This is a genomic window from Micromonospora costi, assembly GCF_003626655.1.
In the GTDB taxonomy this organism is placed as follows: domain Bacteria; phylum Actinomycetota; class Actinomycetes; order Mycobacteriales; family Micromonosporaceae; genus Micromonospora; species Micromonospora costi.
Window position 1 is genome coordinate 1,550,833 of the sequence record NZ_RBAN01000001.1, and the last position, 25,953, is coordinate 1,576,785.

General features: G+C 74.2%; 18 protein-coding genes. 5 read left to right on the forward strand and 13 right to left on the reverse strand.

The features are described from left to right. Positions 1-76: 76 nt before the first annotated feature. Positions 77-1,072, reverse strand: coding sequence for an ArsR/SmtB family transcription factor (locus tag D7193_RS06990; protein ID WP_120779316.1), 996 nt, complete (start codon positions 1,070-1,072; stop codon positions 77-79). 291 nt (positions 1,073-1,363) lie between these two features. Next, on the reverse strand, positions 1,364-2,425 hold the full coding sequence (locus D7193_RS06995) for a hypothetical protein (protein ID WP_120778475.1): 1,062 nt from the start codon (positions 2,423-2,425) through the stop codon (positions 1,364-1,366). Between the two features lie 39 nt (positions 2,426-2,464). Between D7193_RS06995 and D7193_RS07000 the strand changes: the two genes are divergently transcribed. After that, complete coding sequence (locus D7193_RS07000) at positions 2,465-3,106, forward strand: NUDIX hydrolase (RefSeq protein WP_120778476.1); 642 nt, start codon at positions 2,465-2,467, stop codon at positions 3,104-3,106. Here D7193_RS07000 and D7193_RS07005 read toward each other — a convergent pair. Further along, complete coding sequence (locus D7193_RS07005; RefSeq protein ID WP_120778477.1) at positions 3,075-4,163, reverse strand: mannose-1-phosphate guanylyltransferase; 1,089 nt, start codon at positions 4,161-4,163, stop codon at positions 3,075-3,077. The genes D7193_RS07000 and D7193_RS07005 overlap by 32 nt on opposite strands. A gap of 51 nt (positions 4,164-4,214) precedes the next feature. After that, positions 4,215-5,360: a glycosyltransferase family 4 protein gene (locus D7193_RS07010; RefSeq protein WP_120778478.1), complete on the reverse strand. Its 1,146-nt coding sequence runs from the start codon at positions 5,358-5,360 to the stop codon at positions 4,215-4,217. 151 nt (positions 5,361-5,511) lie between these two features. Here D7193_RS07010 and D7193_RS07015 point away from each other — a divergent pair, with 151 nt between their 5' ends. Next, on the forward strand, positions 5,512-6,201 hold the full coding sequence (locus tag D7193_RS07015) for a TIGR03089 family protein (protein ID WP_120778479.1): 690 nt from the start codon (positions 5,512-5,514) through the stop codon (positions 6,199-6,201). Between the two features lie 90 nt (positions 6,202-6,291). Here D7193_RS07015 and D7193_RS07020 read toward each other — a convergent pair whose 3' ends face one another. Both D7193_RS07020 and D7193_RS07025 read right to left on the reverse strand, forming a co-directional pair. Then, positions 6,292-8,283: an acetoacetate--CoA ligase gene (locus D7193_RS07020; RefSeq protein ID WP_120778480.1), complete on the reverse strand. Its 1,992-nt coding sequence runs from the start codon at positions 8,281-8,283 to the stop codon at positions 6,292-6,294. Between the two features lie 154 nt (positions 8,284-8,437). After that, complete coding sequence (locus D7193_RS07025) at positions 8,438-8,956, reverse strand: acyl-CoA thioesterase (protein WP_120778481.1); 519 nt, start codon at positions 8,954-8,956, stop codon at positions 8,438-8,440. A 23-nt stretch (positions 8,957-8,979) separates the two neighbouring features. Between D7193_RS07025 and D7193_RS07030 the strand changes: the two genes are divergently transcribed. Continuing rightward, positions 8,980-9,636 carry a hypothetical protein gene (locus D7193_RS07030; protein WP_120778482.1) on the forward strand — a complete coding sequence of 219 codons (657 nt, stop codon included), beginning with the start codon at positions 8,980-8,982 and terminating at the stop codon, positions 9,634-9,636. 48 nt (positions 9,637-9,684) lie between these two features. Here D7193_RS07030 and D7193_RS07035 read toward each other — a convergent pair whose 3' ends face one another. Then, complete coding sequence (locus D7193_RS07035) at positions 9,685-10,848, reverse strand: acyl-CoA dehydrogenase family protein (RefSeq protein WP_120778483.1); 1,164 nt, start codon at positions 10,846-10,848, stop codon at positions 9,685-9,687. A 295-nt stretch (positions 10,849-11,143) separates the two neighbouring features. Here D7193_RS07035 and D7193_RS07040 point away from each other — a divergent pair, with 295 nt between their 5' ends. Together D7193_RS07040 and D7193_RS07045 are read left to right on the forward strand one after the other, a co-directional pair. After that, positions 11,144-12,571, forward strand: a complete 1,428-nt coding sequence (locus D7193_RS07040; RefSeq protein WP_120778484.1) for a UDP-glucose dehydrogenase family protein — start codon at positions 11,144-11,146, stop codon at positions 12,569-12,571. 162 nt (positions 12,572-12,733) lie between these two features. Then, positions 12,734-17,644 carry an SCO7613 C-terminal domain-containing membrane protein gene (locus D7193_RS07045; RefSeq protein WP_120778485.1) on the forward strand — a complete coding sequence of 1,637 codons (4,911 nt, stop codon included), beginning with the start codon at positions 12,734-12,736 and terminating at the stop codon, positions 17,642-17,644. Positions 17,645-18,088: 444 nt separating this feature from the next. On the opposite strand, the gene purE is transcribed toward D7193_RS07045, so the two are convergent. From purE to mca, 6 genes are all read right to left on the reverse strand, one after another. Next, a complete protein-coding gene (gene purE, locus D7193_RS07050) occupies positions 18,089-18,580 on the reverse strand; it encodes a 5-(carboxyamino)imidazole ribonucleotide mutase (RefSeq protein WP_120778486.1) in 492 nt (163 codons plus the stop codon). Next, the gene (locus D7193_RS07055; RefSeq protein WP_120778487.1) at positions 18,577-19,752 is read right to left on the reverse strand and encodes a 5-(carboxyamino)imidazole ribonucleotide synthase; all 1,176 of its coding nucleotides are present in this window, start codon (positions 19,750-19,752) and stop codon (positions 18,577-18,579) included. The genes purE and D7193_RS07055 overlap by 4 nt, the downstream gene beginning before the upstream one ends. 37 nt (positions 19,753-19,789) lie before the next feature. Next, entirely contained in the window at positions 19,790-21,832 is a 2,043-nt protein-coding gene (locus D7193_RS07060; protein WP_120778488.1) for a thioredoxin domain-containing protein, read from the reverse strand. A 45-nt stretch (positions 21,833-21,877) separates the two neighbouring features. Then, complete coding sequence (locus D7193_RS07065; RefSeq protein WP_120778489.1) at positions 21,878-24,409, reverse strand: putative bifunctional diguanylate cyclase/phosphodiesterase; 2,532 nt, start codon at positions 24,407-24,409, stop codon at positions 21,878-21,880. Between the two features lie 179 nt (positions 24,410-24,588). Further along, on the reverse strand, positions 24,589-24,882 hold the full coding sequence (locus D7193_RS07070) for a hypothetical protein (RefSeq protein WP_120778490.1): 294 nt from the start codon (positions 24,880-24,882) through the stop codon (positions 24,589-24,591). Between the two features lie 48 nt (positions 24,883-24,930). Then, positions 24,931-25,815 (reverse strand): mycothiol conjugate amidase Mca, encoded by an 885-nt coding sequence (mca, locus tag D7193_RS07075; protein WP_120779317.1) that lies wholly within the window; start codon positions 25,813-25,815, stop codon positions 24,931-24,933. Between the last annotated feature and the right edge of the window lie 138 nt (positions 25,816-25,953).

Here is a 25,953-nt window from a genome sequence, read left to right on the forward strand (position 1 = left end):
ATGAAGTTATTGCCTCCCGGCACGGCGTGTCGGGGCAATAACTTCATGATCACCGCGGAAAGCAGACCTCCGCCGGTCAGGCGTCCAGCATCGCTCGGCCCAGCGGGGTCAGGGTGTGCAGGACCGTGTTGCGGTCGCGCTGGCTGACCAGGAGCCCGGCGTTGCGCAGCACGGCGGTGTGCTGACTGGCCGCCGCGGCCGAGATGTTCAACCGGCGGGCCACCTCTCCGGTCGTACAGCCGTCGTCGCTGACCTCCAGCACGGCCGCCCGCGTCCGCCCCAGCAGCGCGGCGAGCGCTTCCCGACCGGGCGCGGGCCCACCGCCCTCGCCGGGCGACGGAAGCAGCCCACCGAGCCGGTCCACGGGATAGACGAGGACCGGGGGCAGCGCCGGGTTGAGCAGCGCCACCGGCGTACGCGCGCAGAAGAACGACGGCACCAGCAGCAGACCCCGGCCGTCGAGGTGCAACTCACGGCTGTCCGGGTAGTCGCGCACCTCCAGCACGCCCGAGTCCCACCGCATGGCCGGCCGCAGGCTGGCCAGCAGCCCCTCCACACCGCCGTCGAGCAGGGCCCGCGCCCGCCGCGTCCGGTCGGCCTCCACGGCCGCCTGGATCCGCCCCCAGTACGGGTTGATGGCGACCGTCCGGTACTGCTCCATCGAGTCGGTGAGCTGCCGCAGGACGTCCGCCTCGCCCCGGGCGAGCGCCGACGCGGACGAGGGCAACGCGTTCTCCCCGGCGAGCACGGTCAGGTCGTGGTGCAGCAGCGGTGTGGGGGTGCTCCGGACGGCGTCCAGCCCCGCCTCGAAGCCGCCGAGGCTGGCGTACGGGGTGAGGAAGTCCGGGAAGTAGCCGCGGGGCGGGTTGAGCGCGAACAGGAGGCGGAACTGGTCGGAGGCGTTCTCCTGGCGCAGGCCACGGGCCACGCTGCGACGCCAGGTGGTCATCATCGGATCCCGGCTGCGGCCCTGCAGCAGGTGCAGGCTGAGGATCAGCTCCCAGACCGGGTCGGCGGCCGGGGCGACCCGTGTCCGCAGTACGTCCTCACCCGAAAAGTAAATCTTCAACATGTCGCGCTCCCGCTCGCCCGGCATGGGGGTGCCCGGCGACCGTTTGCACTCTACCGGCCGGCACTTATCTCCATCTTTAAGCGTGAGCTGAAAAACCTCGACGTTCACCGGCCCGGTTGGGCATGCTTCCAGTGCCCACCGGTGTCGGCGCGTCGTCCGCGCACGGCATCCGGGCACCGGGGCCGGGGAGGACCGGCGACCGGGCGGCACCACGAGGGTCTGCGGCCCTATGCACCGCAGGGGTGCCGCCCGGCCGTCCCACCGCCCCGAGGAGCCGGGCGGGCGGCGTGGTCAACCCACCCAGAGCGCCACGCGGTGGTCCTCGTCCGTGACGTAGAAGCAGCTCCCGTCCAGCTCCGCGAGCCCCTCCACGTGGTGGAACGGCGCGAGGTCCGCGACCAGCTCGGCGGTGAGCAGGTGAGCCGCGCGCGCGGACACCTCCGGCGTACCGGGGTCCGGCGCGCGGAAACGGATGTGCCGTGACGTGACGTCCCCGCCCATGGGGTGGTCGTCGAGCAGCACCGACCCCTTGCCGAGCGCGTCGATCGACCCGATCACGGCCGCGTACCCGCCGTCGGGCACCGGGGCGACGGCCCGGAAGCCGGTGAGCGCCCCGGGCGGGGTCACACCGGTGATCGCGTACGCCCCGACGGCCCGCGGCCAGGCCGGCTCGGCGTCGAACATGTCCGGCACACCCGCCAGCTCCACCAGGATCGGTTCGCCGTCCGCGGTGACCGGGAAGCGCAGCCCCAGCAGCACCGTCCCGGTCGGGGTGAACGCGGCCGCCTCGACGTTCAGCGGCAGGTCGTCCTGGGTCAGCCGGCTGACCCAGCTCTTCTGCCGGGCGGTGCCCCGGGCCAGCGTCTCCACGATGAAGCGGGCCCGCACCCGCTCGCCGGGAGGCAGCGGGACGAGCGCCGAGCCGGCGAGCGCGTCGTTGACCGCCCGGTGCAGCCGGAACCGGTTGCGGACCACCCGGACCGGCAGCACGCCGGTCGCCGCGTCCTCCTCCCGGAATCGGGCCACGAACGCCCGCCGGGGCCTCAGCGGGCCCGCCTTCGAGCCGAAGTGCGAGCCGAAGACGTACACCCAGCCGTCGTGGTGGGCCAGCGCCTCGCCGTCCTCCGTCCGGCCGTTCTCGGCCCCGGCGTCGGCGGCCACGTGGTGGGCGATCCACGCGCCGTCCTCGCGCTCCAGCAGCAGGGCCAGGCAACGCTCCACCGGCCCCTCGTCGAGCACCGTCCAGAAGCCGCGACGGGCGCCGTGGGCCCGCAGCAGCGCCGAAGACCGGACCGGAAGCAGGTCGCTGGCCTCGTTGCCGCCGACGACGAACTCGACGAGTCGCAAGGTCACCCGGCCAGGGTAGGCGAGGCCGGCTCGTACAGTGTCGGCATGCCCGACGCCCCACCCGCACCGTCCCGCCCCGCGTCGCCCGCCGCCGGGTCGCCGGCGGCCGACCCCGTCGACACGTACGCGGCGCTGCACGCCGACGCGACCGCGTTGCTGGCCGGTTGGGAGCCGACCAGCCCGGCCGCCGCCGAGGCCCGGGAGCGCACACTCGACCTGCTCACGGCGGGGCCGGTGGCGATGAGCCGGGCGCACCGGCCGGGCCACGTCACCGCGAGCGCGCTCGTGCTGGACGCCACCGGCACCCGCGTGCTGCTCTGCCTGCACGGCAAGCTCCACCGCTGGGTGCAGCTCGGCGGGCACTGCGAGGCCGGCGACCGGACGCTGGCCGGCGCCGCGCTGCGCGAGGCGACCGAGGAGTCCGGCATCGCCGGCCTGCGGATCGACCCGGTGCCGATCGACGTGGACATCCACCCCGTCGCCTGCCAGGGCGGCTCACTGCACTACGACGTCCGGTTCGCCGTCCTGGCACCGGCCGGCGCGGTGGAGCGGGTCAGCGACGAGTCCACCGCGCTCGGCTGGTTCCCGCCGGACCGGTTGCCCGAGCCGCTGGCGAACGGGACCGTCCAGCTCGTCGCGCCGGCCCGGGCGGCGCTCAGACGTAGCCCTCTTCGCCCCGCTCCTTGAGTTCGTCGACGAGGGCCTTCACGTCCTGCGCCCGGTCCCGAGGGCACACCAGCACGGCGTCCGGGGTGTCGACCACCACGAGGTCATGCACCCCGAGCGCGGCCACCAGCCGACCCGAGTGCGGCACGACCACCAGGCCCGTGCTGTCCCGCAGCAGGACGCCCGGCTTCGCGGCGCCCAGCACCACGTTGCCCGTGTGGTCCGACGTCAGCACGTCGCCGAGGGTGTGGAAGTCACCGACGTCGTTCCAGCCGAAGTCGCCGGGCACCGTCGCGACCCGCCCGGCCGTCGCCGCGCCCTCCATCACCGCGTAGTCCACGGAGATCTTCGGCAGCGTGGGCCAGACCGCGCCCAGCACCTCGTCCTGCTCCGGGGTGCCCCAGGCGGCCGCGATCGCGGTGACGCCGGCGTGCAGGGCCGGCTGCTGCCGGGCCAGCTCGGCCAGGAACACGTCCACCCGCCAGACGAACATGCTCGCGTTCCACAGGTGCCGGCCGGACCGCACGTACGCCTCGGCCACCTCGGCGGCCGGCTTCTCCTTGAACTCGGCGACCATGCGCAGCGGGCCACCGTCGATCAGGTCCCCACACTCCAGGTAGCCGTAGCCCGTCTCCGGCCGGGTCGGGGTGATCCCGACCGTCATGAGCAGCCCCTGCTCGGCGCCGCGCATCGCCTCCCGCACGGTGTCCGCCCAGCGCCGTGCGTCACCGATGAGGTGGTCGGCGGCGAACGAACCCATCACCGCGTCCGCGTCCCGCAGCGCGATCACCGCGGCGGCCAGCGCGATCGCGGCGCAGGAGTCCCGCGGCGACGGCTCGACCAGGATGTTCTCCTCCGGCAGGCCGGTGAGCTGCCGGGCCACCGCCGTCACGTGCGCGGCGCCGGTGACCACGAGCGTCCGCTCGGGTGTGGTCAACGGCGCCAGCCGCTCCACAGTCGCCTGCAACAGCGAGGCGGGCGTGCCGGTGAGCGGGTGGAGGAACTTCGGGTGGCCGGCGCGGGACAGCGGCCACAACCGTGTGCCGCTGCCACCCGCCGGGATGACGGCGTAGAGCATCAGCACATCATGCCCGAACCGTGCACGCGCGAAGGCGCGGTTCGACGGACGTCAGGACCGGGCCCGGCTCCACGCCGCGATGTGCACCTCGGCGCTGGATTCCCACGTGAACTCCTTGGCCCGATCGAAGCCCGCCTTCGCCAGCGCCAACCGGCGCGGCTCGTCGTCGAGGAGCGCCGCCAGGTCGGTGGCGATCTGGTCCGGGCTCTCGCTGGTGTACGCGACGGCGTCGCCGCCCACCTCGGGCAGGGAGAGCCGGGGCGTGGTGAGCACCGGCGCGGCGCACGCCATCGCCTCCAGGATCGGCAGGCCGAAACCCTCCCCGTAGGACGGGTAGGCGGCCACCAGCGCGCCGCCGAGGAAGCCGGGCAGGTCCGCGTAACGCAGGTAGCCCGGGCGCAGCAGCCGCAGGTGCGACGGCACCTCGGCGACCGCCCGGTCGATGTCGTCGTCGTGCCCCTGACCGCCGGCCACCACGAGCGCCGGCGGGTTGGGCCGGTCGGCGACCGCCCGGGCCCAGCCGCGGATCAGGTTGGGCACGTTCTTGCGCGGCTCCTTCGCCCCGAGGAACGCGATGTAGCTGCTGGTGCCCAGCCCCAGCCGCGCGCGTACCCGGGCCTTCTCCTCCTCGGTCGGCGCGTGGAAGGCGGCGTGGTCGACCCCGTGGTAGGCGACGTCGATCCGGGTCGGGTCGGCGTCCAGCAGCCGGATCAGCTCGTCGCGGGTGGCCTTGCTCGGCACGATCACCCGGTCGGCGCGGCGCAGCGAGGTCTTGATCGCGCTGCGGAAAAACGTGCGGCGGGACTTGTCGTAGTGCTCCGGTTCGGTGAAGAAGGTCGCGTCGTGCACCGTCACCGTGACCGGGCAACCCGCGCGCAGCGGGCACGTGTAGAAGGGAGAGTGCAGCACCTGCGCGCCGACCTGCTGGGCCAGCATCGGCAGGCCGGTCTGCTCCCAGGCGAGCCGGGCCGGCCGGTGCGCCACGGCGGCCGGGGCGGGGATGATCTCCGCGCCGGGCAGCATCCGGGTGTAGCGCTCGAGGTCGGTGCGGAGGCTGACGACGGCCAGCTCCACGCCCGACCCGCACACCTTGCCGAGGGCGCCGAGGAGGCCATCGACGTATCTACCGACGCCGCCACGGTCGGCGGGGACACTCGTGGCGTCGATGAGTACGCGGGGCGGGCGACCGGCGGTCACGGGGCGACTCCTTGAAGCTGGTGATCTGTGGGGAACAACACTCCGGGCAAGCCTACGCCGGAGCCCGGTCCGGACGCTGACTGCGACCCGACCGTACGCCGACTTGTCGTCGCCATCGGGTACGGCCCGCGGGGGCGTATCGTTCGCGCCGATGGCCGAGAACATTGCCCGGGTCCTCGCCGACGCGGTGGCGTCCGACCCGACCCGACCGTTGCTCACCTGGTACGACGACGCCACCGGCGAGCGGACCGAACTCTCCGGCGCCACCCTGGCCAACTGGGTGGCCAAGACCGGCAACCTGCTCGTCGACGGGATCGCCCTCGGGCCCGACGACAGCGCGGGCGTGCTGCTCCCTCCGCACTGGCAGACCGCCGCGGTGCTGCTCGGCTGCTGGTCGGCAGGGCTCACGGTGGCCGAGGCACCCGGCCCCGTCGACGTGCTCTTCGCGGCCGCCGACCGGGTCGGCGAGGCGGACGCCTGGCCGGCCGGCGAGCGGTACGCGCTCGCCCTCGCCCCGTTCGCGCTGCCGCTGCGGGAGGTGCCGCCCGGCTTCGCCGACTACGTGGTCGAGGTACGCGGCCACGGCGACCACTTCACGCCGTACGGCGGTGGCGGCCCGGTCGAGCAGGACTTGCTCGCCGAGGCGCGCGCCCGCGCCACGGCGGCCGGTCTCGCCTCCGGTGACCGGGTCCTGGTCGACGCCGCCCGGCACCCCGATCCGGTGGACTGGCTGCTCGCGCCGCTCGCGGCCGGGGCGAGCATCGTCCTGTGCGGCAACGTGGACGAGTCCCGCCTCCCCGCCCGCCGCGAGGCCGAGAAGGTGACGCGCGACCTCCCCTGACCCCGCCGATCTTGCAGTTTGTGCCCGCGCTTTGCCCGCACAGGCCCCTTATGTCGGGGCAGCAAGTGCAAGATCGGCGGGGATTTCGGGTCAGGCGGTCGGGGTGGGTTCGTCGTGCGCGGCGCGGCGTTGGGCCAGCTGGGCGAAGGCGCTCAGGGACTCCGGGTTGACGAGGGCGCCCGTGGCCGCCGCGCGATCGACCGGGGTGCCGGTGAGGATCTTCTTGACCGGCACCTCGAGCTTCTTGGACGACAGCGTGCGGGGCACCGCGCGCACCTGGTGGATCTCGTCGGGCACGTGCCGGGGCGAGAGCGCCGTACGCAGCTCGCGGCAGATCTTCCCGCGCAGCGCGTCGTCGAGCTCCAGCCCCTCGGCCAGGACCACGAACAGCAGCAGCTCGCCGGCGCCGCCCTCGTCGTCCTCCAGGTGTACGACCACCGAGTCGACGACCTCATCCAGCCCCTCCACCACGGAGTAGAACTCGGCCGTGCCGAGCCGCACTCCGCCCCGGTTGAGCGTGGCGTCGGAGCGCCCGGTGATGACGCAGCCACCCCGGGAGTTGATGGTGATCCAGTCGCCGTGTCGCCAGACGCCGGGGTAGACGTCGAAGTACGCCTCCCGGTAGCGGGACCCGTCCGGGTCGTTCCAGAAGCCGACCGGCATGCTCGGCATCGGCTCGGTGATCACCAGCTCGCCGAGCTGGTCGACGACCGGGGTGCCGTCGGCGGAGCGGGCCTCCACCTTCGCGCCGAGCGCCCGGCAGGTGATCTCGCCGGCGTGCACCGGCAGCAGCGGCACGCCGCCCACGAACCCGGTGCAGACGTCGGTCCCGCCGGAGAGGGACTGGAGCTGGAGGCGGTCGCCGACGGCCTCGTACACCCAGGTGAAGCCCTCGGCGGGCAGCGGCGCGCCGGTCGAGCCGAGGCCGCGCAGCGCGGACAGGTCGGCGATCTCCCGGGGCACGAGCCCGGCCTTGCGGCAGGCCAGCAGGAACGGCGCCGAGGTGCCGAAGTACGTGGTGCCGGTCTCCTCGGCCAGCCGCCACAGGGCGCCCAGGTCCGGGTGGCCGGGGTTGCCGTCGAAGAGCACGATCGCCGCGCCCACGGCCGGCCCGGAGACGAGGAAGTTCCACATCATCCAGCCGGTGGTGGTGAACCAGAAGAACCGGTCGGCCGGGCCGAGGTCGTGGTGCAGGGCGAGCATCTTCAGGTGTTCGAGCAGGATCCCGCCGTGCCCGTGCACGATCGGCTTGGGCAGCCCCGTGGTGCCCGAGGAGTAGAGCACGTAGAGCGGGTGGTCGAAGGCCACGGGAGCGAAGGTCAGCGGCTCGTCGGTGGGCGCGGCCAGCTCTGCCCAGCCGATCGCGTCCTCGGGCGGGGCGCCGGCCGGGTCGAGGTACGCGATGCCGACGGTGTGCGTCAGCGACGGCAGGGCGGCCCGGATGGCGGCCACCTCGGCGCGCCGGTCGACCGCCTTCGGGCCGTACCGGTAGCCGTCCACGGCCACCAGCACCGTCGGCTCGATCTGCTGCCACCGGTCCGTGACGCTACGGGTGCCGAACTCGGGCGCGCAGGAGGAGAAGATCGCCCCGAGGCTGGCCGTGGCGAGCAGCAGCACGTACGTCTCCGGGATGTTCGGCGCGTACGCCGCCACCCGGTCGCCGGCGCCGACGCCCAGCCGGCGCAGCCCCGCGGCCACCCGCCGCACCTGCTCGCGCAGCTCGGCGGCGGTCAGGGTGACCGGCGGGCGGGTCTGGCCGTGGGCGATGACCACGGGGTCGTCGTCGGCCCGGCCGGGCATGCGCAGGACGTTCTCGGCGTAGTTGAGCGTGGCGCCGGGGAACCAGCGGGCCCCCGGCATGCCCCGGTCGCTCAGCGTGGCCGTCGGCGGTGTGTGCGCCACCACGTCGAAGTGGTCCCAGATCGAGCGCCAGAACGCCTCCAGGTCGGTGACCGACCAGCGCCACAGCGCGTCGTAGTCGGCGAAGTCGAGGCCGCGGTGCTCCCGCAGCCACCGCAGGTAGCCCCCGATGCGGGACCGGTCGCGTACGTCCGCCGGCGGCGTCCACAGCACGTCACCCACTGCTCCACCCTCCCCTGGCCCCGACACGACACTGTGAAATGGGCCGTGGCGCCATCTTGCCCTACCTCAGAGCGCCATTCTGCGCACCGGGTGCCACCGACGACGCGTGCCCGGCCCACACCCCCACCAGCCACCCTGTGTGGGAAGCGGCCGGTCAGGCCGCACGGTGCGCCTGGATCGCGCGGCGGCGGGCGAGGCGGTGGGCGCGCCGGATCTCCGCCTCCCGGTAGCGGCGCTCGTCGTCCGGGGTCTCGGGCAGCACCGGCCGCACCTGGCGGGGCGCACCGCCCACGTCGACGCCCACGAACACGAGGTAGGCGGTGGCCACGTCGATGGGCTCGTCCTCGGCCGAGTCCCACCGCTCCGCCACCACCCGGACGCCGACCTCCATCGAGGTCTGCCCGGTCCAGTTCACCTGCGCGTGCGCGTGCACCAGGTCGCCGACCCGGACCGGCTCGGAGAACACGATCTCGTCGATCGCGGCGGTGACCGCCGTGCCGCCGCTGTGCCGGGCGGCGGCGGCGCCGGCGACGTCGTCGACGAACTTCATGAGGACGCCGCCGTGCACGGTGCCGTACAGGTTGACGTCCACGGCGGTCATGATCTTGCTGAGGGTGACGCGGGAGTACGACGTCGGCTTGCCGGCCGGCGTGGTCGAGGGGTGCTCGGTCATGACGAAAACGGTACGGTGCGCGGATGCGACATCTCTGGAGCTTCCTCGCCGGGTTGGTGGTGGCGCCCGTCACCTGGGTGCTGGTCACGCTCGGGCAGGACGGTTCGAGCCGGACGATCGGCCGTTGGGCGGAGATCGGTACGTTCAACACGGCCAACCTGATCGAGCCGGCCGTCTACCTCGGTGTCGGTGGCGTCCTCCTGGGCCTGCTCGGCACGCTGCGCATCTCGCCACTCGGTCCCCTGGTGGCCGGGCTGCTGCTGGTCATCCCGTACATCGGGATGTTCGCGGCGCCGTTCGCGATGCGCGACCGCATCCCCGACGGCTGGAAGGTGTTCGGTGACCCACTGCCGCTGCAACTGCCGGTGGAGAACGGCACCCTCTTCCTGATCGGCCTGCTGCTGCTCATGGCGACGTTCAGCGTGCAGCGCTGGCGCAGCTGGCCGGCACCCACGACCGAGGCGGCCGCCACCACGACGGAGGAGACCCCGAAGCGGGACTTCACCCTGACCGACTGGCCGCCGCTCGATTCGCCGGACCGGGACACCCCCCCGATCACGCTGGCGTACCCCGACTCGACGCCCACCGAGCCGCTGCCACGGCGCACCGGTGGCGAGTCACCGTGGTCGGCGCCACCGCGCGCCACCAACAAGCCGGAGGACACCACCGGCATCCGCTGAGTCCGCGGGCGGGCCGGCGTCGCCGGCCCGCCCCCGACCCGCGACCGTTCAGTCGCGCAGCAGCTGGCGGGCCATCACGATGCGCTGCACCTGGTTGGTGCCCTCGTAGATCTGGGTGATCTTGGCGTCGCGCATCATCCGCTCGACCGGGTAGTCCCGGGTGTAGCCGTAGCCGCCCAGCAGCTGCACCGCGTCCGTGGTGATCTCCATGGCCGCGTCGGACGCGAAGCACTTGGCGGCCGCGCCGAAGTAGGTCAGGTCGGCGTCGCCGCGCTCCGACTTGCCGGCCGCCGCGTACGTCAACTGCCGGGCCGCCTCCAGCTTCATCCCCATGTCGGCGACCATGAACTGGATGCCCTGGAACTCGGCGACCGCCCTGCCGAACTGCTTGCGCTCGCGCACGTAGCCCCTGGCGTAGTCCAGCGCGCCCTGCGCGATGCCGATCGCCTGGGCGGCGATGGTGACCCGCGTGTGGTCGAGGGTGCGCATGGCGGTGGCGAAACCCGTGCCCTCCGCGCCGATCATCCGGTCCGCCGGGATGCGCACGTTGTCGAGGTAGACCTCGCGGGTGGGCGAGCCCTTGATGCCGAGCTTCTTCTCCGGCGCGCCGAAGCTCACCCCGGCGTCGGACTTCTCCACCACGAAGGCGGAGATGCCCCGGGACCGGGCGGACGGGTCGGTGCTGGCGAAGACCGTGTAGAACTCGGACACACCGGCGTTGGTGATCCACCGCTTCACGCCGTTGAGCACCCAGTGATCCCCGTCACGGACGGCGCGGGTGGTCATCGACGCCGCGTCGCTGCCGGCCTCCGGCTCGGAGAGGCAGTAGGAGAACATCGCGTCACCGGCGGCCACCGGGGTCAGGTAGCGGCGCTTGAGCTCCTCGGAGCCGGCCAGCAGCAGCGGCATGGTGCCGAGCTTGTTCACCGCGGGGATGAGCGAGGACGCGGCGCACGCGCGGGCCACCTCCTCGATCACGATGGCCGTCGCGAGGGCGTCCGCGCCGGCGCCGCCGTACTCGACGGGGATGTGCGGGGCGTGGAAGTCCGCGGCCCGCAGCGCGTCGTAGGACGCCTTGGGGAACTCGCCGGTCTCGTCGGCCTCGGCGGCGTTCGGAGCCACCTTCGCCGCACAGACCTCACGGACCGCCTCCCGGATCGCCTCGTGCTCCTCGGGCAGTCGGTAGACGTCGAACGACTCCTCTGCGGCCATGCCGGCCCCTCCCCTTCACCGCTATCATGCGCAGTCTGTACCGTCTCGTGAACGCTGACGCGCAGACTGAAGGATAGCGACCAAGGTTCAGGTACAAGTTACCGCGGCGTACGCTCGTGCTCGATGAGCACCGGCATGGCCCGGCGAGCATGACAAGACGCCGACAGCACGGCACCAGACAGGCGCCGCAGGGCGACCATAGGAAGAACGAGAACATCCCTCCGGTGCCCGGCCAGGCGCCGCAGCAGTACGCGACGCGACGGTGCGCCGCCCAGTGCGAGCGGAGAAGACAGGCGTGACGATCCCGTACCCCAACAGCCAGCCGGTACCCGCCATCGCCGCGGTGACGCCGCCCTCCGGCGCGCCCCGCCCCCGCGTGACCTTCCTGGGCACCGGCTACCTCGGTGCGACGTACGCCATCTGTTACGCCGAACTGGGCTACGACGTCCTCGGTTTCGACGTCGACGCCGACAAGATCGCGATGCTCAACGCCGGGCAGGTGCCGATCCACGAGCCCGGCCTCGACGAGCTGCTCAAGCGCAACCTGGCCGCCGGGCGGCTGCGGTTCAGCACCGACATCGCCGAGACTGCCGAGTTCGGCGACGTGCACTTCATCTGCGTCGGCACCCCGCAGCGCGCCGACGGCATGGGCGCCGACCTGTCGTACGTCGAGGCGTCGGTCACGAGCCTCGCGCAGCACCTGACCCGCAAGGCGCTGATCGTCGGCAAGTCCACGGTGCCGGTCGGCACCGCCGAGTGGGTCGAGCAGCTGGTCGGCAAGCACACCCCGGCCGACCTCGGCGTCGAGGTGGCCTGGAGCCCCGAGTTCCTCCAGGAGGGCTTCGCCGTCGACGACGTGCTGCGGCCCAACCGGATCGTGGTCGGCGTGAAGAGCGAGTGGGCCAACGGCATGCTCTACGCCGCGCACAAGGGCGTGTTCGACCTCGCCGCCACCGAGGACCGCGAGGTGCCCCTGGTGGTCACCGACTTCGCCACCGCCGAGCTGGTGAAGGTCGCCGCCAACGCGTTCCTGGCCACCAAGATCTCCTTCATCAACGCCATGGCCGAGGTCTGCGAGGCCGCCGGCGGCGACGTCACCCAGCTGGCCCGCGCCATCGGCTACGACCCGCGCATCGGCAACCGCTTCCTCCAGGCCGGTCTCGGCTTCGGCGGCGCCTGCCTGCCCAAGGACATCCGCGCCTTCCAGGCCCGGGCCCAGGAGCTCGGCGCGGGCGAGGCCCTGCGCTTCCTGCACGAGGTCGACCTGATCAACCTCCGCCGTCGCACCCGCGTCCTCCAGCTCGCCGCGGACCTGCTCGGCCGCCGGTCCGGCCCGGCCGGGCCCGACCTGTCCGGCACCCGGATCGCCGTGCTCGGCGCCACGTTCAAGCCCAACACCGACGACGTCCGCGACGCCCCGGCGCTCGCCGTCGCCGGCCTGCTGCACAAGGCCGGCGCCGACGTGCACGTCTACGACCCGCAGGGCACCGAGAACGCCCGCCGGGCCATGCCGGAGCTGACGTACGAGGCGACGATGGCCGACGCGGCGACCGGCGCCGACCTGGTCTGCGTCCTCACCGAGTGGGCCGACTTCCGCAACGCCGACCCGGTCGCCCTCGGCGAGCTGGTCGCCGGCCGGAAGGTGGTCGACGCGCGCAACTGCCTCGACCCGGCACTGTGGACGCAGGCCGGCTGGGAGTACCGGGGCATGGGCCGCCCCTGACCGACGACGCACGACGGCCGGCGGTGGAACACGTTTCCCCGCCGGCCGTTTCCTGTCCGCGCCCGGCTCGTTTGTCCTGGACCCGCCGACAACTGTCGAAAAACGCGCCGGCATTGGGCATGCTGCGACAGTGGGAGTCCACAGTGCGGGTGGAGGGGTGTCGTGGCGAGCTTTCAGTGCTCCTCGTGCGGCCGGGAGATCAAGCCGGCCGTCCGCTGCCCGCACTGCGGCGCCGACCAACCACAGTGGGTCGAGCACCTGGCGGAGATCGAGCGCTCCATCGCGGAGATGAAGGCCCGCGACGCCGCCATCGCGCGCGAGCAGCGGCAGATCGCCGCGAAGATGCAGGCCGCGCTCTTCCAGCGGGACATCCTCGCCCACGCCGGTGAGGAACGGCTGAAGCAGGCCACCCGGCCCCGCCGCGTCCTGCGTCGGCGACCCGGCCGTCGGCCACCGACCGCCACCACCGGCGCGCCGCCGCGCGTCCCCCGGCAGGGCACGCCGCCGGGCCCGGAGGAGCCGCCGCCACCGCCGCCCCCCGCCACCTGGCTCGACGCCGACGATCCCGAGCACCCGCCGGAGGCCTCCTCCCGGGAGGTGCAGAACATCCCCCTCGGTCTGGGCGCGCTGCTGCTCGGCGTGGCCGCCGTGGTGTTCGCCGCCGTGGCGACCAGCTCGATGGACGCCCTGGCCCGGCTCGGCATCCTGCTCGTGGCGACCGTCCTGCTGCTCCTCGCCCCGCCGGTGCTCGCCCGGCGCGGGCTCACGTCCACCGCCGAGACGATCGCCGCGGTCGGCCTGCTGCTGGTGCCGCTCGCCGGGTACGCCCTCTGGGCCGTGGACCGCATCGGCAACGGCGGCGCGTCCGGCGCGGTCTTCGCCGGGGTGATCTTCGCGGTCACCGCCGCGGTCTCGGTCGGCTACGCCGGTTGGACGGGGCTGCGCGCTCCCCGGTTCGCCACCGTACTGGCCGCGCAACCGGTGGCGCCCCTGCTGGCGTACGACCGGATCACCGGCCCGGTGGGCTGGGCCATCGCCCTGACCGTGGTGGCCCTGCTCGACCTCTGGCTGGCCCGTTCCGCGGTGGCCGTCGAGCGGCCGGTCCGGCGCGACCTGCCGGAGCCGCCGCCACCGGCACCGGCCTCCCCGGTCGCGCCCCGGCAGCGCGGCGCCGGGGGTCGGCCGGAGGGCGACCCGGAGGAGGGTGGCGAGGTCCTCGCCCCGGCGCCCGCCGCCGTCGAGGACGCCCCGGCCCGTCCCGTGCCCGGGCTGCGCGAGCTGACCTGGCTGCTGCACGGTGTCGCGGTCGCGCTCGCCCTGGCGTACGCGGTCACCGCCCTGCTCCGCGCCACCACCGTGCCCACCGCCACCGGCACCGGCCTGGTGCTGCTGCTCGCCGCCGGCACCGGGCTGGCCGGCACGCTGGCCCTCCGCCGCCCGCCGCTGCCCGACCTCGGCGCCGCCATCGTCACCCTCGCGGTCATCGGCGCGCTGAGCCGGATCGCCTCGGTGGCGCTGCCCGGCCGGGCCCTGCTGCTGATCTCGGCGGTCATCGCGGTCACCGGGCTGGCCGTCCGCGCCGTGCCCGAGGCCGCCCGGCGGGGCCCCCAACTGGCCTCGGCCGTCGCCCTGACGGTCAGCGGGCTGGTGGTGGCCGGGGGCGCGCTGCGCGCCGGCGTCGCCCCGGTACGCGCCGCGCTGCCCGCCTGGGCCGCCGACCTCGACCGGCACGCCGCCGAGCTGGCCGCCGCCGTCGGGCCCACTGCGTGGCAGCTCGCGGCGAGCGCGTTCCTGCTCACCGTCGCCGCCGTGCTGGCCCTGCCCACCGACATCCGCCGCGAGTTCGCGGTGGCCGGGGCGGCGCTGACCGCGCTGGCCGTACCGGCCTCGTTCGGTCTGGGCTGGGCGGCGGCGCCGTGGCCGATGGTGCTGGCGGCGGTCGTCATCGGCGTGGCCGGCCTGTCCGCCGGCACGACCCGGGCGGCGCTGGCCCACGCGATCGGCGCGGCCGGGGTGGGCCTGTTCGGCGCGGGTGCCGGCCTGGCGCGACCGGCGCTCACCGCCGCCGTCCTGCTGGTGCTCTTCGTGGCCGGCGTCCTGGTGGCCGTGGCGCCCCGGATCCGGATCGCCCCCGCGCCGGCCGACATCGTCTCCGCCTGGGCCGCCGGTGGGGCCGCGTTCGCCCTCCCGGGGGCCGTGGCGGCGTTCGTGGCGGCCACCGTGGCGACCGACCCGACGCCCACGCCGGCGAGCCTGCGCGAGGCGACCGTCCCCGTGCTCGCGGCCGCGTTCCTCGCGGTCTGCGTGACCCTCGGGTACGCGGCGATCGTCCAGGTGTCCCAGCGGGACATCCCGGCGCCGCTGGCGGTCGGCACCGGGCTCGGCGCGCTCGTGGTCACCGCCGCCGCCTTCGGCGCTCCCGGTGCGACCGTCGCCGACGCCTGGGTCGGCGCGCTGCTGCTGGTCTCCGCGGTGCTGCTGTTCCTGGCCCCGTCGATCGACGCGGGCCGCCGCTCCGACCTCACGCTCGACGGATCGGACCTGGCGGCCGCCGCGGTGACCGCCACGCTGATCGCCACGCTGGTCCGGATCACGGCCGTCCTGGCACCGGGTGGGCAGCTCGCGGTGGCGGCCGGGCTCGTGCTGGTGGTGGCCGTGGCGGCCCGGGCGATGCCCGAGGAGTGGCGACGCGGCCCGATCCTCGGCATCGCCGTGGGCGGCCTGCTGATCGGCCTCGTGGCCGGCTGGATCGCCCTGCGCGGCGGGGTGGGTGTGCTGGCCACCCCCGGCCCGATCTGGGCCGGTGACCTGTCCGGCTGGCCCGCCGCGCCCACGGGTGGTTCGACGTGGCAGGCGCCGATCGCCCTGGGGCTGCTCGCGGTCGCGGCCGGCATCCTGCTGCCACCACCGTGGAGGTACGACGTCTCCGGCGTGGCCGTGGTGCTCGCCACGATCGGCGCGCCGGCCGCGTTCGCGCTGCCCTGGTGGTCGCCGGTCCTCGTGGGCGGGATGGTGGCCACCGTCTTCGGGATGGCGTCCGTGGCGTCGGTCGACCCGCGGGCCGCGCAGTCCCGGGCCGTCGTGGCCGGGGTGGTGGCCCTGCACGCGGCGGGCGCCGGTCTGGTCCGCCCGTGGACGACCGCACTGGCGTTGGGCAGCATCGCGCTGATCGGCGTGGTGGTGGCCGCGCTGGCCCGGAACGTGGCCGGCACCCTGGTCGACGACGTCGACGCCGAGGGGATGCCGCCGCACCTGGTGCAGATCGGCGGCGCCGCGGCGGCTGCCGCGCTGCTCGCGCTTCCCGGCGCGCTCGCGGCGCTGGCCGCCGAGTTCGGCTACTCGTCGCAGGTGGTGCTCACCGCGGCCCTGGCCGCGTCCAGCCTCGGGCTGGCGGCGATCGCCGCGACCCGCCGACAGGTCCCGCAGTACCTGCCCTGGGCCAGCATGGCGGTGGCCGGCGGCGCGACGATCAGCGCGCTGGCCGCCTTCCCCAACGACCTCGCGGTCGGGGTGTACGCGGCCGCGGCGGCCCTGCTGGGCGTGCTCGCCGAGCTGATCCGCGCCGCCACCGTCCCGCCGGCCGGCTCCGCGCGGCCGGTGCGGCGTTGGCAGGTGCTGCTCGACGGGGCGCTGCGCCGCCTGCCGGACGACCCGGAGCGTCGCCGCTGGCGGGTCAGCCCGGCCGCCGGGGCGCTGGCCGCCGCCGTACTGCCCACCGCCCTGGCGATCGCGTCGATCGCCCAGGCGCTGGAGGTGGCCCTGGTCGAGCCGCACCGGACGCTCACCCGGATCTGGGACGGCCCGCCACCGGAGCTGCTCACTCCGCCACCCGGCGCCGTGGACCCGACGCACGTGCTGACCGCGCTGCTGCTCACCGCGACCGCCACGCTGGCGGCCACCGGCTTCAGCGGCGGGCGGCGGTCCCGCGCGGTGCCCGTGGTGCTGCCGGGCGCGGCCGTCACGCTGCTCATCACCCCGACCGCGCTGGGCAACGGCTGGCCGGCGAGCGTCCTCGCCGCGCTCGCGGTCTTCACCATCTCGATGCTGGGGCTGGCACTGACCCCGCCGCCCCCGCTCGTCGAGCCGGCCCGGTCGCTGCGGCTGGCCCGGGTGCTGGTCTTCGTGATCGGTCTCGCGGCCGGCGGCGCCGGGCTGGCCGGCAGCCTGGCCACCCGCGAGCTGACCCTGTTCACCCTGGGCGGCGCGGTCGGTGTCGGTACGGTGGCGGCGCTGTTCGGCACCACGCAACGCGCCCGGATCCTCGGGTGGCTCTTCGCCTCGCTGATGGCGCAGCTGTTCGTGCTGACCGCCGGCCTCGTGGCCGGGCTGGCCCCGGTCTGGTCCGCGTTCGGGGTGCTCGCCGTCGGCGCTGCCCTCCAGGTGTTCGCCGCCATGCTGCCCCGGCTGCGCCGGCCGGAGGCCCAGCGCGAAGCGGCCACCGTGGAGTGGAGCGGGCACGCCGCCGCGCTGATCGCGCTGGCGCTGGCGTTCGACTCGCCCCGGCACATCGCGGCGCTGCTGGCGGCGTGGGGGGCCGTGCTCGGCGTGTCGGCGAGCCGGCCCAACCGTCGGCCGGTGGAACGCCGGATCCTGTTCTGGGCGGTGGTGTTCTGCGAGATCGCCGCCTGGTGGATCCTCATGCGGGTCGCCGACGTGGCGCTGCCCGAGGCGTACACGTTGCCGTTCGCCGCCCTGGCGCTGCTCGTCGGGGTGCTGGAGCTGCGGCAGCGGCCGGACATGAGCAGCTGGGTCGCGTACGGCCCGGCCCTGGTCGCCGCGTTCGTGCCCAGCCTCGCCATCGTGCTGGCCACCGGGTCCACCACCCTGCGGCAGGTGCTGCTGCTGCTCGGCGCGGTCGCCGTCCTGGTCTTCGGGTCGTCGAGTCGGCAGCAGGCCCCGGTCATCGTCGGGGCGACGGTAACGGCGATCACCGCGATCCACGCGCTGTTCGCGTTCGGGCCGTGGCTGGCGCTCATCCCCGTCGGCATCCTGCTGCTGGTGCTCGGGGCGAGCAACGAACGCCGCCGCCGCGCCCAGGAACGTCTCCAGACCGCCCTGCGCGGCATGAGATGAGATGAGGCCGGAGGGTCACGGCCGGCGCCGTTGAGGGCGGGCAGAGCGTTGCCGGGCTCGTCGCGGCTTCAGGGCGCTGCGCGCGCTGGTCCTGCCAGCGCGCCCACCCTGACGCTCAGTGACAGGCGCTCCGTCGCCTTGCGTAACCGGGATTTCCAGGGGCCGGCACTCTCCATCGGCCCCTTTGCTCTGCACCCCTCGATGCACCACCACGCTGAGCAGGCAGTGTGTGCTGACCGCCGGACGGGCGCGTCAGCCGCGATGGTGACGCTCCGCGACTGGCGCATCCGTGGGTGCAGAGCAAAGGATCCGTGAGGTGATGTCGGGGGTGGCAGCGAAAGACACGAGGGGTAACCACGACAGCCGCCCCATGCCCACGAGGGCAACTCTCTCCGACCCGCCCGACGGGACCGGAGGGCGACGGAGACGGCAGGGGGACGCCGGTCAGGCGAGGCTGGCGCGTAGGGCGGCGTCTTTCTCGGCGACGAGCTGCTCCAGGCTCTCCTGGTAGCTGGTCATCCGGGCGCGCAGATCCGCGTCGCTCGCCCCGAGGATGCGGACGGCGAGCAGGCCGGCGTTGCGGGCGTTCCCGATCGAGACGGTGGCGACCGGGACACCGGCCGGCATCTGCACGATGGAGAGCAGCGAGTCCATGCCGTCGAGGTGCTTGAGGGGCACCGGTACGCCGATCACCGGCAGCGGCGTGACCGAGGCGACCATGCCGGGCAGCGCGGCGGCACCACCGGCCCCCGCGATGATCACCTTGAGGCCGCGATCGGCGGCGGCCCGGCCGTAGTCGATCATCTTCACCGGCGTGCGGTGGGCCGAGACCACCTCGACCTCGTACGGCACCTCGAAGTCGTCGAGCACCTCGGCGGCGGCCTTCATCGTCGGCCAGTCCGAGTCGCTGCCCATGATCAGCCCGACCGTGCTCACTCGTGCCCCTCCCGCAGCCAGCGGGCGGCCCGCGCGGCCCGCGCCCGTACGTCGTCCAGGTCGTCGCCGAGCACCGTGACGTGCCCGATCTTGCGGCCCGGGCGGACCTGCTTGCCGTAGAGGTGCACCTTGGCGCCCGGCTCGGCGGCGAAGAGGTGGTGCAGCCGCTCGTCGATGGAGATCCCGCCCGGCTCGCCGCCGAGCACGTTCGCCATGACCACGACGGGCGCGGCGAGCGAGGTGTCGCCCATCGGGTAGTCGAGGACCGCCCGCAGGTGCTGCTCGAACTGGGAGGTGCGGGCGCCCTCGATGGTCCAGTGCCCGGAGTTGTGCGGCCGCATCGCCAGCTCGTTGACCATGATGCCCGGCCGGCCGGAGGCGTCGGCCACCTCGAACAGCTCCACCGCGAGCAGACCCACGACCCCGAGCGAGGTGGCCAGGTCGATGGCGAGCTGCTGGGCGGCGAGCGCCAGATCCTCGGGCAGGCCCGGTGCCGGGGCCAGCACCTCGACACAGATCCCGTCGACCTGCACGGTCTCGACCACCGGGTACGCGGCCACCTGCCCGAACGGCGAGCGGGCCACCTGCACGGCCAGCTCCCGGCGCAGCGGCACCCGCTCCTCGACGATCAGCTCGGTGCCTCCCGCGAGCAGCGTGCGGGCCAGCTCGGCGGCGTGCGCCGCGTCCGTCACCATCCAGACGCCACGGCCGTCGTAGCCGCCACGGGCCGCCTTGAGCACGACCGGCCAGCCCACCTCGGTGCCGAACGTCACGAGGTCGTCCGGCTCGCGTACCGGCCGCCAGGCCGGGACGGGAGCGCCCAGCTCGGTGAGCCGCTCACGCATCGCCCGCTTGTCCTGCGCGTAGCGCAGGGCGTCGGCGGGCGGGTAGACCGTCGCGCCCTCGGCGGCGAGCGTGCGGACGTGCTCGTTCGGCACGTGCTCGTGGTCGAAGGTGACCACGTCGCAGCTCTTCGCGAAGGTACGCAGCGCGGCGAGGTCGGTGTGGTCGCCGTACTGGACGTCGGCGGCGACCAGCGCGGCACCGTCGTCGGGGGCCAACGCGAGAACGTGCAGAGACTGGCCGAGGGCGATCGCGGCCTGGTGGGTCATCCGGGCCAGCTGGCCGCCGCCCACCATGCCGACAACGGGCAGACCGGTTCGGGAATCCATAGCGCCGCCAGCCTATCCGGGCCGCCGGGCCCGCCCGTTACCGGCCACCGAGCTGGGCGACCAGGTCATCCGCCGCGGTGACCGGGCGCTCGCAGACGAAACCCCGGCAGGCGTACGCGGTGGGCCGCCCGTCGATCATCGGCCGGTCGGCGAGCAGCGGCACGCCCGGCTGGTCGGCCCGCCCGGCCACGATCACCGCTCCGGGCGGCGCGTGCCGGTACGCCGCGGCGAGCAGCGGCTCGCCGGACGGCTGGTCGGTCACCACGGCGATCTCGTACGGACCGGAGAGCAACGCCTCGCCGACGGTCGCCGCGTACCCGGCGAAGCGCGGGTGCCGGCCGACGATCGGCGCGACGGTGGCCAGGGCCGCCTCGGCGGCCTCCCGGTACCGGGTCTCACCGGTCAGCGCCGCGTACGTCACGAGCGCCGCGATGACCGCCGAGCGGCCCGACGGTGTCGCGTTGTCGGTGGGGTCCGCGGGACGGCTGACGAGCCGTTCGGCGTCGTCGGCGGTGTCGTAGAAGCCGCCCCCGGGTGCGGCGAAGCGCTCCAGCGCCACGTCGAGCAGGCGGCCGGCCAGCTCCAGCCAGCGCCCCTCGCCGGTGAGCTGGTGCATGGCGCAGAACGCCTCCGCCACGCTGCCGTAGTCCTCCAGCACGCCGGCCGGCTCCCCCACCACCCGGTCGCGGGAGACCCGGCGCAGCCGCCCGTCGACCAGGTGCACGGTGGCCAGGTGCTCGGCGGCGTCGCGCATGGCGCCGTCGGTCACGATGAGAACGCCGTCCATGAGGTTCGCGTCCTCGTCGTCGGGGCGTACGTGGACGGCGGCGACCTGCTGGAACTCGGCGATCGCGGTGATCGCCAGCCCGTTCCAGGCGGCCACCACCTTGTCGTCCCGGGCCGGCTGGGGGCGGGTGTCCCGGGCGGCCAGCAGCCGGGCGACGACGCCCTGCCAGCGGGCCCGGACCGCCGGGTCGGCGTCGTCCACGTCGCGGGCCAGCCGCAGCACGCTGGTGCCGTGTTCAAAGGTCCCGGTCCCGGTGACCCCGAAGAGGTCGGCCGCCCACCGGCCGTCCTCCTCGCCGAGCACCTCGGCGAGCTGGGCCGGGGTCCAGACGTACGTGAGGCCCTCGACGCCCTGGGTGTCCGCGTCCAGCGCGGAGGCGAACCCCTCGCCGGCCCGGTGCAGCTCGTCGGCGAGGAACCGGGCCGTGTCCCGGGCCACCCGCCGGGCCAGCGGGTCGCCGGTGAGCCGCCAGAGCTGGGTGTACGCGCGCAGCAGCAACGCGTTGTCGTAGAGCATCTTCTCGAAGTGCGGCACCGTCCAGTGCCCGTCGACGGAGTAGCGGGCGAAGCCGCCGGCGAGCTGGTCGTAGATGCCGCCCCGGGCCATCGCCTCGCAGGTGTGCCGCACGATCTCCAGGCTCCGGGCCGAGCCGGTGCGCTGGTGGTGCCGCAGCAGGAAGAGCAGGTTCATGTGCGGCGGGAACTTCGGTGCGCCACCGAAACCACCGTTCGTCTCGTCGTACTCCCGGGCGAGCTGGTCGGCCGCGGCGTCGAGCAGCGTGGCCTCCAACGGCGCGGTGGGGCCGCCCACGGCCTGAGCCCCGCCGACGGCCTCGACCACGGCGGCCCCCTGCCGCAGCACGTCGTCCCGCTGCTCCCGCCAGGCGGTGGTGACCGACTCGAGCAGCCGCACGAAGTTGGGCTTCGGGAAGTAGGTGCCGCAGAAGAACGGGGTGCCGTCCGGGGCCGCGAAGACGGTCATCGGCCAGCCGCCCTGGCCGGTCATCGCCTGGGTGGCCGTCATGTAGACGGCGTCGACGTCCGGACGCTCCTCCCGGTCCACCTTGATCGAGACGAAGTCGCGGTTCATGAGCGCGGCGACCGACTCGTCCTCGAACGACTCGTGCGCCATGACATGGCACCAGTGGCAGGCGGCGTAGCCGACCGAGATGATGACGGGTACGTCCCGCCTGCGCGCTTCGGCGAACGCCTCCTCACACCACGGCCACCAGTCGACCGGGTTGTCGGCGTGCTGGAGCAGGTACGGGCTCGTGGCGTCCGCGAGTCGGTTCACCCGACGACCATAACCACCCCGCGTCCGGCGCTTGGGAGCTGCCGGTCAGGAGGCGCCGTCGGCGCGCAGGGGAAACACGTTGGGGCGGGCCTCGTCGAGCAGGGTGCCGAGGACCGCGCCGATCTTGTCGGCCGGCATGGGCTTGAAGAAGTGGTAACCCTGGGCGGCCGTGCAGCCCAGCTCGGCCAGGGCGCTGCGCTGCTCGGCGGTCTCCACGCCCTCGGCCACGACCCGCAACCCCAGCTCGTGCGCGAGGCCGACGGTGGTCCGGACGATCGCGGCCGCCTCCGGCGAGTCGGCCATCCGAATCACGAACGAGCGGTCCACCTTGAGCTCGTCGACCGCGATCCGGGTGAGGAACGTCAGCGAGGAGAAACCCGTGCCGAAGTCGTCCACGGCGAGCTGCACGCCCATCGACCGGAGCGTGGCCAGCACCTCGTCGATGACCTCCAGCTCGCTCATCACCACCGTCTCGGTGATCTCCAGCACCAGCCGGTGCGCCGGCACCTGGTGGCGGCGCAGCGCCTCGCCGATCTCGGATGGCAGGCGCGGGTCGAGCAGGCTCCGCGCCGAGAGGTTGACCGAGATCGGGATGTCGAGCCCCTCTCGGGCCCAGTCGGCGGCGACCGCGAGCGCCTTGTCGAGCACGTACCGGGTGAACGTGCCGAGCTGCTCGCTGTTCTCCACCGGACGGATGAAGTCGACCGGGCTGAGCCAGCCGCGCCGCGGGTGCCGCCAGCGGATCAGCGCCTCGACGCCGGTCGGGGCGCCGGTGGCCAGGTCGACGGCCGGCTGCAACGCCAGGACGAGCTGGTCCTCCACCTCCAGCGCCTCACGCAGCTCGGCCAGCAGGGCGAGCTGGTCGGTGCTCGCCGCGTCCCGGGTGCTGTCGTACGCGGCGACGCTGCCGCCACCCTCCTTGGCCTGGTACATCGCGATGTCGGCGCGGCGCAGCAGCTCGGTCAGGTCGGCGGTGCCGGCGTCGGCCACCACCACGCCCACGGAGACCTCGACGGACATCCGCACCCCGGCCACCTCCGTCGGCGCGGCCAGCCGCTCGGCGATCTCGCGGGCCTGGCGCAGCGCGTACGCCGTCGGCGCGGCCCGGTCGCCGACCACCGGGACCGACGTCAGCAGCAACGCGAACTCGTCGCCGCCGAGCCGGCCCAGCAGGTCGCCGGGGCGGGCCAGCGCGGACAGCCGGTTGGCGGCCAGCCGGAGCAGCTGGTCGCCGGCCGCGTGCCCGAGGGTGTCGTTGACCTCTTTGAACTGGTCGATGTCGAGCAGGAGCAGCGCCACCGGGTGGTCGTGCGCGAGCTGCCGCAGGGCCTGGTCGCCCTTGCTGAGCATGGCCGCCCGGTTGGCCAGGCCGGTGAGCGCGTCGTGCACCGCCTCGTACGACGACCGCGCGGTCACCAGTCGCAGCTCGCGGTGGGTCGCCGCGTCGTGCAGCGCCGCGGCCACGGCGTCACCGAACGCGGCCACCGCGTCCCGCTCCCGCCCGTTCGGCGGGGCCGAGCGGGGGAAACGCACCCGCAGGCGGCCCACGGAAGCCGCGCCGACGGTGAGCGGGCGGACGAGTTCGTGCTCGTCGGGCTCCCCCGGTCTGGGCTCGGCAATCTCCCGGTCGACGAGCCCGCCCGACGGGTCGCCGCGGTAGCGCCGCCAGCGTCCGTCGCCCCGGGCCACGTCGACGTCCACGAGTTCCGCCTGGAACAGGGCGAGGGCCCCGCTGACGGCGGCGCTGGCCACTCCCCGCTCGTCCAGCTGGTTGAGCGCGGCCGTGGCCTCGGCGAAGACGCGCCACGTGCGGCGCTCCTGGTCGGCACGGAGCCGCTGCCGGTAGGTCTGCTGGAGCAGCCAGAGCGGCGGCGGGAGAAGCAGCAGCCAGCGCGGGTCGATCTCCATGAGCGTCACCACGACCAGGCCCACCGCGACGTTGCCGACGAACATCAGGAGCTTGCCGCGGAGCGCGGCGAGCACCGGCGGCCCGATCGGCACGCCGCTGCGCACGCCCAGGGTGACCCCGCTGAGCCAGGCGGTGGCGAGCAGGTACGTCACGGACCCGGCGACCACCGCGGCGGCCAGCCCGGGCGTGAGGTCGGCCAGCAGCGGCCGGCCGAGCGCGGTCGTGACGGCCACGGCGAGCGCGGACGCCGCGGCGAGGGACGCCGCGATGCGGACGATCTCCAGCAGCGGCCGGCGGTCACCGCACGCCGACAGCGTGGACCAGGCGAGCCCGGCGCCGAGCAGGGTGGCCGAGGGGAGCCAGCCGGCCGGCACCAGATGGAGGCAGATGATCAGCGCGGCCTCGCCCCAGGTGATGCTGACCATGCCGGCGCCCGCACGGAACCGCAGCCGGGCCAGCTGGGCGACGGCCAGCACGCCGACCGCGATGGCGTACCGGGCCGGAGCGGGGATCGCGTCGTCGGCGGGCAGGCCCGTGGGCAGGGACAGCCCGACGACGGACGCGACGAGCGCCGTCACCGTGACCGCGGCGGTGAGCACGAGCACCCGGAGCGGGGTGCCGCGCAATCCCAGCCGGTCGACCTGCCCGCCACCCCTGCCGGAGGTCACCGACCCGCTCCGTGGGCCGGCCGATCGACCGTACGACGGGCAGCCGCTGATGTGACGGTCATCGGCGCCCCCTCCCGCGCACGGCTCGGGGACTTTTGGTCCCCCCGGCGGAAGGCTAAGCCAAACCCGATGACCGCAACAGGGGTCGAAGGTCGGCTTCGGCGTGAATCACGCCGGCTCTACCCGTTCCGGCGCTGCTCGGACGCGGTGGGAACGTCCGGGGATGAATCCTGGCCTCCGGTCCTGTCTGTCGGATCTGCGACCACGGCGTCCGCACGACCGGCCTCGCCCGGACCGGCCTGGGTGGGGAACCGGTCGGGCAGCCGGCGCAGCCGGGCGTTCATGTTGCGGATCAGCAGAACGGTGGCGGCGCTCAGCACCAGGATGAGGAACAGACCCATCGGGCCCGCCAGGCCACCCGTGCGGGTGTCCCCGAAGTTGTTCTCCGCGAGCACCTGGGCAGCGGTCAGCATGGCATTCCTCCGATATGCGGTTGGTGACCAGCGTAGCGCCGGGCCGGATCAGCGGGCACGGACCGTCTCACGCACACCGGCGAAGAGGTCCGACTCCGGCAACGGGCTGTCCACCAACGAACGCGCCAGGTGGAAGTCCTCGGTCGGCCAGGCGCGCTGCTGGACCTCCATGGGCACCCGGAACCAGAAGCCGTCCGGGTCGACCTGGGTGGCGTGGGCGCGCAGCGCGTCGTCGCGGACCGGGAAGTATTGCGCGCACTCGACCCGGGTGGTGACCTCCGGACGCTGCTCGTCGGGGTTCTCCTCCCAGCGCTTCAGCCAGTCGAGGTACGGCGACTCGAGCCCCGCGGCGAGCATGGCCTCGTGCAGGGCCATGATCTTGCCCTTCGAGAAGCCGACGTCGTAGTAGAGCTTGAGCGGCTGCCAGGGCTCGCCGAGGTCGGTGTGCCGCTCCGGGTCGCCGGCCGCGTCGAACGCCGCGACGGTGATCTTGTGGCACATGATGTGGTCGGGGTGGGGGTAGCCGCCCCGCTCGTCGTACGTGGTGACCACGTGCGGACGGAACTCCCGCATGAGCCGCACCAGCGGGCCCGCGGCGACGTCGACGTCCTGCAGCGCGAAGCACCCCCCGGGCAGCGGGGGCAACGGGTCACCCTCGGGGAGCCCGGAGTCGACGAAGCCGAGCCAGGCCTGCTCGATGCCGAGGATCGCGCGGGCGGCGTCCATCTCGGCGCGGCGGATCTCGGCGATGTTGGCCCACACGTCGGGCCGGTCGAGCTTCGGGTTGAGCACACTGCCGCGCTCTCCTCCGGTGCACGTTACGACGAGGACCTCCACGCCCTCGGCGACGTATTTCGCCATGGTGGCGGCGCCCTTGCTGGACTCGTCGTCCGGGTGGGCGTGGACGGCCATGAGGCGTAGCTGTTCTGCCAACGTCGGCACTCCTCGTGTGGGTCGGCCGGGTCGGCCCGGGAGGGCCGCTGACCTGCCGTAATCCTTCCGCCCGATGACCCGCCGGGCGGTCACCTCCGACGGCGACCTGCCAGAATTGGCGTGGAGCCGGGCTGGGAG